Annotated in this window: 13 protein-coding genes, 1 other RNA gene and 1 pseudogene; 4 read left to right on the top strand and 11 right to left on the bottom strand. The window is 58.7% G+C overall.

Features of this window, described 5'->3' with window-relative positions; all coding sequences use genetic code 11:
* Positions 1–232: 232 nt before the first annotated feature.
* The 7 genes from PAF20_RS11790 to PAF20_RS11760 all read right to left on the bottom strand — a co-directional run bounded on the left by PAF20_RS11790 (position 233) and on the right by PAF20_RS11760 (position 6,072).
* Positions 233–1,279 (bottom strand): FliG C-terminal domain-containing protein, encoded by a 1,047-nt coding sequence (locus PAF20_RS11790; protein WP_271070827.1) that lies wholly within the window; start codon positions 1,277–1,279, stop codon positions 233–235.
* A gap of 57 nt (positions 1,280–1,336) precedes the next feature.
* Complete coding sequence (gene purB, locus PAF20_RS11785) at positions 1,337–2,647, bottom strand: adenylosuccinate lyase (protein ID WP_271070826.1); 1,311 nt, start codon at positions 2,645–2,647, stop codon at positions 1,337–1,339.
* Positions 2,648–2,676: 29 nt separating this feature from the next.
* Positions 2,677–2,895 carry a ribbon-helix-helix domain-containing protein gene (locus PAF20_RS11780; protein WP_271073320.1) on the bottom strand — a complete coding sequence of 73 codons (219 nt, stop codon included), beginning with the start codon at positions 2,893–2,895 and terminating at the stop codon, positions 2,677–2,679.
* A gap of 10 nt (positions 2,896–2,905) precedes the next feature.
* Positions 2,906–3,082 carry a DUF4169 family protein gene (locus PAF20_RS11775; RefSeq protein ID WP_271070825.1) on the bottom strand — a complete coding sequence of 59 codons (177 nt, stop codon included), beginning with the start codon at positions 3,080–3,082 and terminating at the stop codon, positions 2,906–2,908.
* A 60-nt stretch (positions 3,083–3,142) separates the two neighbouring features.
* Positions 3,143–3,820: a putative glycolipid-binding domain-containing protein gene (locus tag PAF20_RS11770; RefSeq protein WP_271073319.1), complete on the bottom strand. Its 678-nt coding sequence runs from the start codon at positions 3,818–3,820 to the stop codon at positions 3,143–3,145.
* Between the two features lie 221 nt (positions 3,821–4,041).
* Positions 4,042–5,436 carry a class II fumarate hydratase gene (gene fumC, locus PAF20_RS11765; protein ID WP_271070824.1) on the bottom strand — a complete coding sequence of 465 codons (1,395 nt, stop codon included), beginning with the start codon at positions 5,434–5,436 and terminating at the stop codon, positions 4,042–4,044.
* Between the two features lie 171 nt (positions 5,437–5,607).
* Positions 5,608–6,072 (bottom strand): SspB family protein, encoded by a 465-nt coding sequence (locus PAF20_RS11760; protein WP_271070823.1) that lies wholly within the window; start codon positions 6,070–6,072, stop codon positions 5,608–5,610.
* Between the two features lie 135 nt (positions 6,073–6,207).
* On the opposite strand from PAF20_RS11760, the gene PAF20_RS11755 reads away from it, so the two are divergent.
* A complete protein-coding gene (locus tag PAF20_RS11755) occupies positions 6,208–7,431 on the top strand; it encodes a cation:proton antiporter (protein ID WP_271070822.1) in 1,224 nt (407 codons plus the stop codon).
* Positions 7,432–7,445: 14 nt separating this feature from the next.
* Here PAF20_RS11755 and ssrA read toward each other — a convergent pair.
* Positions 7,446–7,800, bottom strand: a transfer-messenger RNA (tmRNA) gene (ssrA, locus tag PAF20_RS11750).
* 200 nt (positions 7,801–8,000) lie between these two features.
* On the opposite strand from ssrA, the gene PAF20_RS11745 reads away from it, so the two are divergent.
* The 3 genes and pseudogenes from PAF20_RS11745 (at position 8,001) to PAF20_RS11735 (ending at position 12,714) form a co-directional block, all read left to right on the top strand.
* A complete protein-coding gene (locus tag PAF20_RS11745) occupies positions 8,001–10,592 on the top strand; it encodes a Hint domain-containing protein (protein ID WP_271070821.1) in 2,592 nt (863 codons plus the stop codon).
* A gap of 160 nt (positions 10,593–10,752) precedes the next feature.
* A complete protein-coding gene (locus PAF20_RS11740; RefSeq protein WP_271070820.1) occupies positions 10,753–11,613 on the top strand; it encodes an ATP-grasp fold amidoligase family protein in 861 nt (286 codons plus the stop codon).
* Positions 11,614–11,710: 97 nt separating this feature from the next.
* A pseudogene (locus PAF20_RS11735) lies at positions 11,711–12,714 on the top strand (transposase).
* 32 nt (positions 12,715–12,746) lie between these two features.
* Here the strand turns inward: PAF20_RS11735 and PAF20_RS11730 are convergent.
* The 3 genes from PAF20_RS11730 to PAF20_RS11720 form a co-directional block, all read right to left on the bottom strand.
* Positions 12,747–13,124 (bottom strand): cytidine/deoxycytidylate deaminase family protein, encoded by a 378-nt coding sequence (locus PAF20_RS11730; RefSeq protein WP_271070819.1) that lies wholly within the window; start codon positions 13,122–13,124, stop codon positions 12,747–12,749.
* Positions 13,125–13,285: 161 nt separating this feature from the next.
* Positions 13,286–14,326 (bottom strand): ABC transporter substrate-binding protein, encoded by a 1,041-nt coding sequence (locus PAF20_RS11725; protein ID WP_271070818.1) that lies wholly within the window; start codon positions 14,324–14,326, stop codon positions 13,286–13,288.
* Positions 14,327–14,458: 132 nt separating this feature from the next.
* Complete coding sequence (locus PAF20_RS11720; RefSeq protein WP_271070817.1) at positions 14,459–15,379, bottom strand: TPM domain-containing protein; 921 nt, start codon at positions 15,377–15,379, stop codon at positions 14,459–14,461.
* Positions 15,380–15,389 lie beyond the last annotated feature (10 nt).

Below are 15,389 nucleotides of genomic sequence, written 5' to 3'. Positions count from 1 at the left end.
ATACCCCTGGGTCTTGTTGGCGCGTGGCTTATCTGGCAATAGTGCGAAGCAGGGCAGATGACCGGAAATCTGCCTTGTGTGGCCCCTCGCTTGCTCGAAATCGTCCCGACACGCGGCCCTGTTAAACCTCGTCGACATTCCTGGCCGGCGTCAGCGCCGATCGGGAACCAAAACGCAGACCTGTCGTCAGCGTCGTGAGGGGCTTGAGTTCCCAGCTAATCTTCCAGCAACACTATTCTTGGGCAGTCGCGACGGCGATTTCAGCGGTGGCGGTGTTTTCTTCTTCACCCGCGATGAGGAACAGATCGCCAGAGCTTTCCATGCGCCGGATGGTAGAGACGATTTCGGCCATTGCCTCTTCCGCCTCATCCTCGGTCAGCCGTGTCATGGCGTCCGCCTCTTCCCGGAGGGTTTCAGCCATGCGCGTCGCCAAGCTGCTTAGTATGAATTCCGCACTGGGACGATTCTTGTCCTTTGCGCCAGCAATTGCTCGGGTCAATACCTGAGAGTCGACTTCGCGCAGGATGCGTGGAATATCCCTTGGGTCGATACGTTGCGGGATATTGGCCCATGTGAATATGGATTTGCGCACAGCGCGGGCGAAATCGGCGTCGTCCGCCTCTAATCCATCCAACACGGCATCGCGCTTTCCGGCCGGCGTGAAGTTCAGTATCGCGCCAACCTTTTCAACCGGTCCGCCATCGAGCGCAGGCCGTGCAAGGCGTTCGGCAGCATACAGCAATGCCATGCCGATCCGCTTCAATGCAGCCTCTTCTATGCCGCCGGTAAGTGACATGGCATAGGCGATCTTTCGCGCCTGATCTTGCGGCATCATCGCGAATGCCTCGGAAGCTTTGGCAACGGGCAGGCGCGAAAACATGACTGCCGCGATCTCCACCGCCTCGGACTTTGCAAGCTCGCACAGCTGTTTGGGGGGCATGGTTGAGATGCGTTCCCAAGGGTCGGCATCCCCGGCCATTGCGGCCATGCGCCGAAGGCGGTCAGTGATGTCCTGCGAAAATGCGCCGGAAAGACTGTCGAGCACATCAGCCAGACCCTCTGGAAAGGTCAGTCCGACCTGTTCAAGTGAATCGCAGAATTCCGCCACCACCTGATCGCGGGTTGTGGTGTCGACGATCCCCATCCGGGCCATTTCATGCGCGAGGGCGGCCTGTGCAGCCGGGGCGATACGCTCCAACGACAGTATTTCGTCGTCGGCCAGCAGCAACCGGACAATCACGGCAGCCTTTTGTCGTGACGTAAGCGCCAGTGCCTGCATCGATGCTTCCCCTGTGATTCGCAGATGCAAATATGACAGGGAAAGCTTAAGCGCCTGTTAGCTGGCTTCGCCGAAGACGCGACCGAAAATCGTCTCGACATGTTTGGTATGGTAGCCGAGGTCGAATTTCTCCTCGATCTCAGCCGGGGACAGCGCCGCCGTCACCTCTGGATCGGCAAGCAGTTCTTCCTTGAAATCCTTGCCTTCTTCCCAGACCTTCATGGCGTTCCGCTGGACGAGGCGATAGGCATCCTCGCGCGAGACACCGGCCTGCGTCAGCGCCAGCAACACCCGCTGCGACATCACCAGACCCTTAAACTTGTTCATATTTGCCAGCATATTGTCGGGATAGATGACCAGCTTATCGACCACGCCCGCCAGCCGGTTCAACGCGAAATCCAGCGTGATCGTGGCATCCGGGGCGATCCCGCGTTCGACCGAGGAATGGCTGATATCGCGTTCATGCCACAGGGCCACATTCTCCATCGCCGGGATCACGGCCATGCGGACAAGCCGGGCCAGCCCGGTCAGGTTTTCGGTCAGCACCGGGTTGCGTTTATGCGGCATCGCGCTTGATCCCTTCTGGCCGGGCGAGAAGAATTCCTCGGCCTCCAGCACTTCGGTGCGCTGCATGTGGCGGATCTCGATGGCGATATTTTCGATGCTGGAGGCGATGACGCCAAGTGTCGCGAAGAACATGGCGTGACGGTCGCGGGGGATGACCTGCGTGCTGATCGGCTCGGGCCGAAGGCCCATTTTTTCGCAGACATATTCTTCGACATAGGGGTCGATATTCGCAAATGTCCCGACCGCGCCCGAGATCGCGCCGGTCGCAATTTCGGCCCGCGCGGCTTCCAGACGGCGCTTGTTCCGGTCCATCTCGGCGTAGAAGCGGGCGAAGGTCAGGCCCATGGTCGTCGGTTCGGCATGGATGCCGTGGCTGCGACCGATCCGCACCGTGTCCTTATGTTCCATCGCGCGGCGTTTCAGCGCATCCAGCAGCTTGTCCATATCGGCCAGCAGAATATCGGCCGCGCGAACAAGCTGGACGTTCAGCGTGGTGTCCAGCACATCGGACGACGTCATGCCCTGATGCACGAAACGCGCCTGTTCGCTGCCGATATGTTCGGCCAGATGGGTCAGGAAGGCGATGACGTCATGCTTTGTGACGGCCTCGATCTCGTCAATTCGGGCAACGTCGAATTCGACATCCTTCGCCTTCCAGACGGCCTCGGCATTCTCCTTCGGGATGACGCCCAGTTCGGCCTGTGCGTCGCAGGCATAGGCCTCGATCTCATACCAGATGCGGAACTTGGTTTCCGGCGACCAGATGGCGGTCATTTCGGGGCGGGCGTAACGCGGGATCATCGGGGCCTCCTGAATTCGTCAGGGGTGACTTAGCGTCCCTTCCCGGATTCTGCCAGCACGAACAGACGACAGGCGGTACCGAGACCCACCTCGGGCGGGCGCGCATGGTCGATTTCCGCGATCAGCGCGGCGCGGGTGATGCCGCCTGCTTTGGCGATCCGGTCGAGCGCCCGCCAGAACGCATCCTCCAGACTGACCGAGGTGCGATGCCCGTCGATAGAAACCGAGCGCTTCGCCGGCGCATCCATCGGCGGCAGCTCAATCGTCACGCTTCACCCCGTCGAGATTCTTTGCCGCGCGGTCCTTGTCGGCCTTCTCGGCAAGCTTTTGCGCCTTTGTGCGGCCATGCTTGGCTGCATTGGCGTCGGCCTGTTGCCGGGCGTCCTCGCGGGCTTTTTGCTTGCGGAAGCGGTTGAGGTTGGTGATTTGGGTCATGTCGATTGGGTTACTGAAAAACGTTCGCTAAATCCCAGCATTGCATGGCTTCATCGATGATCAAAGCTCAGCAACCCGGCGAAATGTCTGGGGATAATCAAGCACGAGACCGTGATGATCAATCTCCAGATCAGCGGTAAAGTTGCGAAATAACCCCTCGTAGCGATAGCGTTTGCCAGGAATGAGGCAGGTATATCGCTGCTCGGCCCGCATGGGTAAAAAGCATCCGTCGATTTGATCGGGCAGGGGTACATAGGCCGCAAAAATGTCTGCGCTCTGCTGTGACGCGAGCCTTAGACGCCTTATCGGCAGCGTGTTCGTCGCGGGCGTGATCCCGATATCGATGTCCATGCACCCTTCCAAGGTCGGGATCGGGCTGTCGCTTAGCAGGTCGTGCCAGCTTCCTTTTCCGTCAGATGCGACATGCAGGGACGGGCCGCCTACATAGTCCATGCGGACCTCACGCGTTCGGAACTGTTCATCGGCTAGCACAACATAGTGTCCGCCATATAGCCCATGTCTTGTTCCAGCTACGGCACCCTCGAGTCGGTGACCACCCTCTGCGCTCTTGCTGAGCTGACAGTGTTCAAGGCCCTGACCACTCCAATCTGTCCATCTTGCAGTCGCCAAAGCCGTTCCTCCACTTCTGCGCGAAACCTGCGGCGAGGCTATCGGTCGGAAAGGCGAGCGTAAAGCCAAGGATCGTTTCCGGGATACTGCCCGGAATCCAAGGCGCATTGCGCCGCCGGGCAGCGGCCGACCGCCCATGGGCGGCCGCTTCGGTCCGGTCTGCACTGAACAGATGGGCGGCGGGGATGCGCCATAAAGTGCAAAGCGGCAACCTTGGCAGCGGCAGCCCGCGGTCGGACGCTGCCCTCTGTTGGATGACGATGCGAGAGACGGTAAAATAGAGAAAGGCGCGCCCACCGGACGCGCCTTCAACTCATTTAATGGCAGGATCAGTCCGACGGCCCAATCATCTGCTCTGGCCGGACGATCTTGTCGAATTCGTCCTCGGTCACAAAGCCCATGCCGACGGCTTCCTCGCGTAGCGTGGTGCCGTTCTTATGGGCCGTCTTGGCGACCTTGGTCGCATTGTCGTAACCGATGGTCGGCGCCAGAGCCGTCACCAGCATCAGCGATTCCTTCATCAGCGTGTCGATCCGGGCAGTGTTTGCCTGCGTTCCGGCGACCATATTGTCGGTGAAGGATCCCGCCGCGTCGCCCAGCAATTGCATCGACTGCAGCACGTTATAGGACATCATCGGGTTATAGACGTTCAGTTCGAAATGACCCTGCGAGCCGGCAATCCCGACCGCCGCGTCATTGCCCATGACATGGGCGCAGACCATGGTCAGCGCCTCGGCCTGGGTCGGGTTGACCTTGCCGGGCATGATCGAGGACCCCGGCTCGTTCTCGGGCAGGATCAACTCGCCCAGACCGGAACGCGGGCCAGAGCCCAGCAGGCGCAGGTCGTTGGCGATCTTGAAGAGGCTTGCCGCGATGGTTTTCAGCGCCCCCGAGAAGAAGACCATGGCGTCATGCGCGGCCAGGGCTTCGAACTTGTTCGGGGCGGTGACGAAGGGCAGGTCGGTGATCTTGGCGATCTCGGCGGCGATGTCCTTGTCCCAGCCCTTCTTGGTGTTCAGCCCGGTGCCGACTGCCGTGCCACCCTGCGCGAGTTCATAGATCTGCGGCAGACACAGCTTCACACGCTCGATCCCCATGCGGACCTGATGGGCGTAGCCGCCGAATTCCTGTCCCAGCGTCAGCGGTGTCGCGTCCTGCGTATGCGTGCGGCCGATCTTGATGATGTCCTTGAATTCGTCGGACTTCGCTTCCAACGCCGATGCCAGCTTTTCCAGACCGGGCAGCAGCGTGTCGCGGGCCATCATGCCGATGGCGACATGCATCGCGGTCGGGAAGGTGTCGTTGGAGGACTGGCCCATATTCACGTGATCGTTTGGGTGAACAGGGTCTTTCGACCCAAGTTCGCCGCCCAGAATCTCAATCGCGCGGTTCGACACGACTTCGTTCGCGTTCATGTTCGACTGGGTGCCGGACCCGGTCTGCCAGACCACCAGCGGGAAGTTATCGTCGAACTTGCCTTCGAAGACCTCGGTCGCGGCCTGTTCCATCGCGCCGCCGATCTTCTCGTCCAGCTTGCCCTCGCGCATGTTGATCCGCGCCGCCGCCAGCTTGATGGCACCAAGCGCACGGATGATCGCCACGGGCTGGCGTTCCCAGCCGATGGGGAAGTTCATGATCGAACGCTGCGTCTGCGCGCCCCAGTATTTGGAGGCGTCAACCTCCAGCGGGCCGAAGCTGTCGGTCTCGGTGCGGGTTTTGGTCATCTGCGGCTCCCTCGCGATTTTGCGTGGGTTTTAGCGGCAGGGCGGAGGATTCGCAAATGGTATGCGGCAGTATGCGAAGCTGGCTCTGAAGGCAGGGCAGTGTCGAGACGTCTGGGCGAACCTCGTCTCCACTCTGCGCGCAGATGGAATATCTGGGGCTTTTGACGGAGACTACTTCCGCCACTTGTCGAGGCTGACCACCTCGCCACCTTCTTTCGGGATGTCTACTTCCTGAGCTTCTTCAATGACGCCTTCGGCGCCATCGTCTTCTTCGTCTTCGCTTTCCTGCGTCTCAAAACGCAGACCGAATTCGACCGACGGGTCGACAAAGGTGCGCATGGCATCGAAGGGAACGATCAGCCGCTCTGGCGAGTTGCCGAAGTTCAGAGTCACTTCAAACCGGTCATCTTCAACAATAAGGTTCTCGTACCAGTGCTGAATCACGATGGTCATTTCGGCCGGGTAACGTTCCCGCAGCCAGTCGGCGATTTCGACGCCTTCTTCCCGCGTGTCGAAGGTGATGAAGAAATGGTGCTCTCCGGGCAGGCCGTTTTCGGCAACGCGTTGCAGAACATCCGAAATCAGCCCCTGCATGGCCCGATGCATCAATCCGCCATAATCGATTGCGCGCGTCATGCCCGTCCCCTTCGCCGTTTTTACCCGGCATTGGTGCCGTGATCGTGTCGAGTATAGGGATTGAACCAGCCATGAAAAGGGGGCGACTGTGACGACGGGGCGGCAAAAGAAGGGCTGTCCCGGCAAAGGAGACCCATGAACTACGAACTGTTTCTGTCCTTGCTGGGGATCGTGACCTTGCTGGCCGCGATCCTGCCGCATTTTCTGAAGAATGTCCCTGTATCGCTGCCGATGGTGCTTGTCGGGGCAGGCCTGCTGCTGCCGTTCGCGCTGCCGAATTTCCCGGCCATCGATGTCATCTCGCTGGGCCTTTTCATTGAAAAGCTGACAGAGTTCGCGGTGATCATGTCCCTGACCGGAGCGGGTCTGAAAATCGACCGAAGGGTCGGCTGGCGCTCATGGGCGACCACCTGGCGCCTGCTGGCGATCACCATGCCGCTTTCCATTGCGATGGTGGCGCTTGGCGGCATCTGGCTGGCGGGCCTGCCTCTGGCCGCAGCGATGTTGCTGGGTGCGGCGATTGCGCCCACCGATCCAGTTCTTGCGGCCAGCGTGCAGGTTGGCAAGCCGCGCGAGGGGAATGAGCCTGAGACACGCTTTGCCCTGACCAGTGAGGCCGGGCTGAATGACGGTCTTGCTTTTCCCTTCGTTTATCTGGCGATTGCTGCCGCGACGGAAGGGTTGGATGCAAGCGCTATTCAGCACTGGCTGACCGTGTCTGTGCTGTGGAAAATCGCCTGTGGCATCGGAATGGGTCTGCTGGTCGGCGCAGTTGTTGCACGGCTGGTCTTTGTGCTGGTCGATCCGGTGAAGGGCGCGCAGGGTTTTGTCGCGCTTTCATTGACACTGACCGCCTATGGGCTGTGCGAGCTGGCGCAGGGTTACGGCTTTCTGGCTGTTTTTGTCGCCGCACTGACTTTCCGCGATTATGAAAGAGAGCATGATTATCACGTCATCCTTCACGACTTCGGCGAGGAGATAGAGATGCTGTTCCTCGCGCTGCTGCTGCTGATGCTTGGCGTTGCGGTGGCGCAAGGGTTGTTGGCCCAACTGACCGCGCCGATGATATTGCTGGCGGTGCTGGTGATCGCGGTGATCCGTCCGCTGTGCGGCTGGATCGGGCTGATCGGAACAGATGTCTCACAACGTCAGAGGGTTGCGATTTCTGTTCTTGGGATACGCGGCATCGGCACGTTTTACTATTTGTCCTACGCGCTCAACAACGCCGACTTCAATATTGATGTTGGCCGCCAGCTTTGGGCGATCTCTGCGCTGATCGTGCTGATTTCAGTTGTGCTGCATGGCATTTGGGCACCCGCAATCATTCGCGGTGCGGACGCCGAGGACCAGATCAAATAGCAATATTGGGAAAAGGTGCAGGATTCTGTTGCAAGGCTCCTGCGGGCCCCGCCTTACGCGGCTAAGCGCAAGGAGTTAAGTTTCGGTTACCCGAGCTGCTTACGCAGCCAGAGCGACCGGAGCACGGTTGTCGTTGGCAACTGTACATTTTGCACCGATAACGGTGGTAGCTCACCGAGACAAAGCCATCCCCTTTACACGTTCGTCGATCCTGTTTCGGCCCCAGATCCCCCCAACGAAGGCGAATTATGGTGGAGCCGCCGGGTACCGCCCCCGGGTCCGATCCGCTTATTACGAGCGCGTTTATGTCCATAGTCCGGCGAACCGGACCAAACGAACATAGGGTCGCCGACGAGGCGCTGCAAGGGCCTTGTGTCTGGCGCGGCGAAGGTAGAAGAGCGCGTTGGCACAGCTACCAGTGGCAGATCTATCTACTACTAGCGGCAAAGTTGCATTTTTTCGCGAAAACTTTCCGGCAAGCACTGTTAACACACTTTAAAGTAATGTAACCGCCATCTCCGCAACCAAAAGTTGCTCTATGTTAATCGCGACGTATGGAGAAGGTCATCATGGCATTTGAAGAAGGCACCGCGCAGGCCGACACGCTAATCGGCACCGTCGAAAACGATACCCTGAAAGGTCAGGCGGGTGACGACCGGCTTGAAGGAGAACTCGGCAACGATCAGCTTGCAGGGCAGACCGGCGACGATACCCTGCTGGGTGATGGCGGCAATGACACGCTTCGGGGTCAGGAAGGTGCCGACTGGCTTCATGGCGGCGACGGCAATGACTCTGTTATCGGCTATGATGAATTCGACGGTATTGACGAGGGCGACACGCTGTTTGGTGGTCTCGGCGATGATGTTGTATGGGGCTATGCTGGCAATGATGTCATAGATGGCGATGACCATATTAACTCGCCGACTGAAGGTGGTGACGACCATGTCCAGGGTGGCCTGGGTGACGATAGCCTGATTGGCGGCGTCGGAGACGATACCGTCCTCGGTCTCGGAGACAACGATACACTGCATGGCGGTGCAGGTAATGACCAGTTGGACGGTCTCACCGGCACTGACTTGATTTATGGCGACGATGGCGATGACACCATATGGGGCCATGACCACGACGACACGATCCACGGCGGGGCAGGCGACGACAGCATCGAAGCCGGCGCTTATATTGATTTAGTCTCTGGTGATGCGAACCTTGTACACGGTGACCGCGGTCGGGACACGATCCAGGGCGGCTACGGCGACGATACACTGCATGGCGATGCCGACGCTGATTGGATTCTCGGCGGCGCAGGCAACGACCTGATTTCGGGCGATGAAATCACCGATTCGACGTTGCCCGACCAAAACGACACCCTTTTCGGACAGGCTGGTGACGACACCATGCGAGGCGGCTCCGGTTGGGACAGTATGATCGGTGGAACTGGCAACGATCTTCTCTTGGGTGGCGACGGGAATGATGCGATAGAAGGGCAAGAGGGCAACGATACGCTTCATGGCGAGGGCGGAGACGATTTGCTTCGCGGCGATGAAGGCAATGACCTTCTCATCGGTCTGGCTGGCAGTGACGATATGGTCGGTGGACTGGGCGACGATACCATCCATGGGGGTAATGGTAACGACGTCTTGGCTGGCGACAATGGCTCTCATTCAGGGACCGACGGCGGAAACGACCATATTCAGGGCGACGCAGGCGACGACAAGATTGACGGCGGGGCAGGCGACGACACCCTTCTTGGCCGCGAAGATGACGATACGCTCTATGGTGGTGCCGGTGCTGACAGGATCGATGGCTATTATGGCGATGACTATGTGGAAGCGGGCGTCGGTGACGATACGATCTGGGGTCATGATGGATCTGACACCATCTATGGCGAAGATGGTGACGACCTCATCCTTGCGCAGGCGCTTGAGAAAACCGGTCTGCAGGATTTCAACTATGTAGATGCGGGCGCGGGCGACGATACCATTTATAGCGGTGTCAGAGCCGATACGATATTCGGTGGCGATGGGAATGACTACATCGACGCAGGACATACCCACGAAAAAGATTGGATGAACGACGACGACCTCGTCGATGCAGGCACCGGCGACGATACCCTGTATGGCGGGGTGGACGATGACACGCTGGTCGGCGGCGATGGGAACGACTATCACGACGGCCAACGCGGTGCTGACGACCAGACGGGCGGCGAGGGTTTCGATACTTTCATCGCAGGCGATGGCGACATCATCCGCGACTTCAACCTTGCAGCGGGGCAGGACTTCAACGACGGCGTGCGCGCCAATAACGACTTCGTTGACCTGTCGGGCCACTACAACATGGCCAATCTGGCGATTATCAACGCGGCGCGCGTAGACGCCGGTCTGGCCCCCTATGATCATCCGTTGGACTGGCTACGTGGCGATCAGGCCGACGACGGTAAGCTAGACGATATCAGCATCGACAAAGCATTTGACTCCAAGTTCTCGATGACGATCCTGAGCGGCGCGGATACGACAGCCGCGATGGATCTGACCACGGACAACACCGCCGTTGTCTGTTTCGGTGAGGATGCGCTTATATTGACAGCCGACGGAGAGGTCGCTGCTGGCGATCTGAAAGTCGGCGATATGGTCGTCACGCGAGATGCGGGCCAGCAGGCTATTCGCTGGATCGGTAAGCGGAAGCTCACTTCGCAGGTGCTGCACGAAAACCCTAACCTTCGTCCGATCCGTATCAAAGCTGGCGCACTTGGTGAAGGTATTCCGGCCTCCGACCTGATCGTGTCTCCTCAGCACCGGATGCTGTTGCGTTCAAAGATTGCGCTGCGAATGTTTGGCGCGATGGAGGTGCTTGTCGCGGCAAAGCAGCTGTTGCAGGTCGAGGGAATCGACATTGCCTATGATCTGGCAGAGGTGACCTATGTGCATTTCCTGTTCGAGGAGCATCAGGTGGTGATCGCCAACGGCGCCGAGAGCGAGTCGCTGTTTACCGGTCCCGAGGCGCTGAAAGCTGTCGGTCCGGCCGCATTGGAAGAAATTTTCACGATCTTCCCCCAGCTTCGCGAGGGTGTCGAACGCTCACCTGCTCGCCTGTTGGTCTCTGGCAGGCAAGGCCGCAAAATGGCGGTTCGCCACATCCGGAAAAGCAGACCTCTGGTGTGCTGATCTGAAAAGGGGCCGGGTAAGCAGCCCGGCCTTCTTTTTTCTTTGCGGTTCAGCCGTTGCTTATCCCTCCATACGTTAACGAAACCTTAAGAAATGACCCAGTATAACCGCGCGAAAGCCGTCATGTATGGCTATAATAAAGTGAGGAGTGAATCCCGAAATGAGAGTTGTTGAGCGGTTTACCGATTTTATCCAAGCTCATATTGAAAAAACGGATTCTCACCGCATCTCGATCGACAAGGAGGAAACCCGGCGCATTGCTGCGGCCGCAGGTGCGCGACTTCCACAATTGTATCAGTTGGCCAGATCCCCTAACGAAGTCGATTTCGCCAATTTGCCCAATGCCTTTGTCATCAAACCGACTCATTTGTGTTCGAAAAAGGGCGTGTTCGTCCTTTTCCGAGTACGCGACCGGTTCCTCGATCTTTTCAGCATGAAGCTTCTGTCCGAAACAGAAGTAATCGCTGAACTGACCCGGGCTATTGGCACTCAACTTAGCAGCGTGATGGTCGAGGAGTTTGTGACGGGTGAAAATGGTCAGGTTGAAATACCATACGATTACAAGCTCTATACCTTCGACAGCGGCGTCGAACTGATTATCCAGTTCAACAGAAATACTGCTCCCGACGAAATATGTTTCTTCAACGGACAGTTTGAACCTTTGGGGACAGACATTGTCCGGGTAAATGAAAATTACGCGATACCCGGCCGACCAATCGTTCCGAAACAGGCCGAGCAGCTTCTCATGGTTGCGCAATCAGTTCAGAAGGAAATCGACAGACCGTTTATCAGCGTCGATTGCTATGCTACCGCAGCCGACGTGATCGTGGGAGAACTGACACCAGGACCGGGTGGACCATACTACGACGGCCTCTTCCGTTTTTCGCCAACTCTTGACTGGCAGCTTGGCGGATACCAGATCGACGGATATCGCAAAAGGGGATGGGATATTCCTATGGTGGCTGGGTTTCCGCCCTCCAGAATTCGGGACTCGCTGTTTCTGTCTGACCAAAAGCAATGAGGTATTCAACCTCCTAAAGCGGTTTGCGTTTGATCTGAATCGGACGGAGATTCACATGGTGCCGATTTTCTGATTCACTTCTTCCGGGAGGTTGATCATGGGCAACCCCTATTCTTTGGACCTTCGGGAACGGATCTGCGCTTACGTTGCCAAGGGCAACTCGGCCCATTCAGCAGGGCGGCTTTTCGGGGTGAGCGCCGCGACGGCGGTTCGGTTCGCGGCGGAGCATCGAGACCACGGTGCTGCACGCCCCAAACCTCAAGGTCGCCCGGCTGGTCAGTTCGGCAAGCTGGCACCGCATCGGGATTTTCTGCTGGAGATCGTGCGGGCCGAACCGGACATCACGCTCAGGGAACTCGCCGCCGCCCTGTCGGAAACATGTGGCGTAGATGTTCAACTCTCTTCGCTGCACCGCGCTCTCGAACGGGCGGGGCTATCATATAAAAAAGGACTGATCGCGGCGGAACGTGATCGGCCCGCGCTGCGCCAGGCCCGCCGAGACCGGATCACGCATCGTCAGCCCCGCATGCGACAGGAGCCGCACAGGCTGGTCTTCATCGACGGTAAGGCGTGAGCCCGCCACCGGTTCGAGGGCCACGCCGCACGCGGTCAAGACCAACCTCACGCGGCTGCGCGGGCGCGCCCCGGGTCGGGGAACGGCTCTATGGCACGGCACCTTTCGGCAAGTGGGGGACCCAGACCTTCATCGCCGGGCAGACGCAAGACGCCCTGATCGCACCTTGGGTGATCAAAGGCGCAATGAACAGGTCGGCCTTCGACACCTACATCGAGACGCAGCTTGCCAGGCTCTCGATCCCGGAAGCGTCATTCGTCGGGGAATTGATCCCCCGGATCAATTCCTGACCCTCCTCATTCCTCGACAACCTGTCTGCACACAAAAGCCCGCGCGCCGCCGAAGCCATGCGCAAGCAAGGCTGCGGGTTCCTGTTCTTGCCCGCCTAAAGCCCCGATCTCAACCCTGTCGAGATGGCTTTCGCCAAACTCAAAGCCCACCTGCGGCGCATCGGCACCAGAACCTTTGATGCCTTGCTCGAAGCCCTTGGCGACATCTGTGACATGTTCCAGCCAGACAAATGCTGAAGTTCCCTCAAAGCTGCCGGATATGCCTCAGATTAAATGCAAAACGCTCTAAATACCTCTTTGAGTATCTTGAGGTCATGCGGAATGGCGAAGCTGTCGCGGCTGCCCTCATGCGTGAAGAAGTCGAAGAAGTTATCGAACCCCGCCCAGTTGATTGCCGACAGGCACATCGAACAGGGTTCGTGTGTGGAAAGGAAGATCGGCTCTTCTGGCGGCAGGCCCTGCACCTCGCGGTAACGCTTCAGTAGATGCACCTCGCCATGCCACAACGGGTTCTCGGTTTCGTTATTCGTTTCGGCGAGCACGACACCGCTATCGGATTTGCGCAGCAGCACAGCACCGAAAATCTTGTTCCCGGCAGCAACGCCTTCACGCGTCAAGGGCAGTACGTCGTTTTCAAGCGCCGACATCCGCGCATCGGCCAATTCGGTATCGCTGAGGGGAAAGGTTGTGCTCCATCCTGACAGCTAAGCGGCGATTGTAGTCGCGCGCAAGGTGCGTGAACACGCCTCGCCCGTTTCCGGATTACGAAAGTCCAGGGTTCGGGCGAAGCGTATCCTCGTTCGCGCGCTTAGAAGCCCGCCTTGATCTTCTCGAACTCTGCAAGCTGACGCTCGCGCAGTTGCGGATCGTTCGGGGTCTGGTTCAGGATTGGTGCGTCGATGGGACCTAGGCCGGTTTTTACGGCTTCTTCGTCCTTGATCGTTTCCATCCCCGCGACGGTGGTCGGGCCATAGCCGATTGTGTCAAGCAGACCTTTGGCCGACTCCGGCGCGAGCCATGCATTGATGAAGTCATAGACCTTTTCTTCATTGCCGGGGCCGTCCTTCATATTGATGAAGCCGCAAATGAAGTTTGAAGAACCTTCCGCGGGCGCTCTCTGGAAGCCGACCGGATAGTCGTCCTCTTGCAGATAGACGACGCCGTCATTCCATGACCATGCCACATCGACCTGACCAGAGGCCATGAGTTGCGCCTGCTCGGACGGGTCGGACCAGTAGGCGGCGACGTTCTGATGTGCCTCGCGCAGCCAGTCGGCGGCGGCCTGGAACTGTTCGTCGGATACCTCGGTCCAATCGGTGACGCCGGTGGCCAGGTAGGCAAGTGCCCAGACATCGTCGGAACTGTCCGGCAGCGACGTGCGGCCCGCATAGTCGGGATTGGTGAAAATGCCGAGGGTAGAGACATCCTCTTCCGGCACATTCTCTGTGTTATAGGCGATGGCGGTGGCGCCCCAATCGGTCGGGATATACCAGACACCTTCGTCATCGTGGAACACCTCGGAGCTGTTGAACTGCGGGTCGAGGTCTTCATAAGCCGGGATCTTCGAAACATCCCAGGGTTCGATCAGCCCGGCATCGCGGTATTTCGACACCATCTGGCTGCAGGGATGGACGACATCCGCCTTGAAGCCCGAGGCGATCTTCTGGAATGCCTCATCATCGTCGCCATAAAGCGCGAAGGTCGGGCTGTCGCCATGTTTGTCGATATAAGGCTGGAACAGGATCGGTTCTTCGAAACCGGCCCAGTCGAAGACGGTCAGTTCGTCATCGGCGGCGAATGCGGGGGTGGCGAGAACCGCGACAATGGCGGTCGAGCGCAGGAAGGTCATATGCGATGGCCTTTCGGTTAAGGGTCAGCTTACCGACGCTAGCGGGTGGCAGAAAACCGCGCAAGCAGATTGAGGCGCAGCGTGCAGGTTGTCAGTGCATTTCAGGAAGGGGACCGCCTTTTGAACAACTGCTCACCACCGGCCCGATGCACCACCGCCCGAGGAAGAGCCGCCGCCGAACCCGCTGCTGGAACTGCTTGAACTGCTGGAACTGGATGAACTGCTGCTGCGGTGATGCGTCCGCCCCAGATAGCTTCCGTCGTCCGCATATGTATCAGTATAGTTGTAGGATCGGGTGAACGTGTTGCTCCACCCGCATTGCTGACAGACACGTTTGACGGAATATTGTTCGACGCGCCAGCCGCCATCGTCCAGATCCTCGCGCAGGGGTTCCTGTATTTCCACCAGATCGCGTTTGTCACATTCCGGACAGCGACCGCGCCGCCACAGCAGGTAGCCGCCGACAGTCAGGGGGAGCGATGCGATTGCGCCGAATGCGATCATGAAAATGGCAAAGGGATTACGCTCTCCCCAGCCGGGTTCCGGCGGTGGCGGGGGGGCGACACCGCTGGCATGGGGGCGTGCAATTTGTTCGATAACCGCCAGTGTGCCCTTGCGAAGGCCGGTGGAGTAGTCGCCGTTGCGGAATTCCGGCAGCATCTCATCATCCATGATGTCCTGAGCGACGCTGTCGAAAGCGGCAGGATACCCGGCACCCAGTTCGATCCGGGCCTCTCGATCGTCGCGAAGCACCATGACCATGAAGCCGTCATTCTTGCGCTTATCGCCAACGCCCCAGTAATTGAACAGGCGCGTCGCAAAGTTTTCCAGCCCGGAATTGCCACCATGATCGGCGCGATTTGCCAGCGTCACGACCGTGCCCTCAACCCCGGTATCCTGATTCAGCGCGATCAGCGCCTGATCAATGACGCGCGTGTCGTCATTCGTCAGCAATTGGGCGAAGTCGTTAACTGATGTGTAGTCCCAATCCGGCAGCGATTGGGCCGTTGCTGGAAGGGCGAGGACTAACCACAGCAGAATGGCGCGGAACATATTTCGAATA

The sequence above is a fragment of the Paracoccus albus genome (assembly GCF_027913035.1).
Taxonomy (GTDB): Bacteria; Pseudomonadota; Alphaproteobacteria; order Rhodobacterales; family Rhodobacteraceae; genus Paracoccus; species Paracoccus albus.
This window is presented reverse-complemented; position numbering and strand designations above follow the sequence as displayed.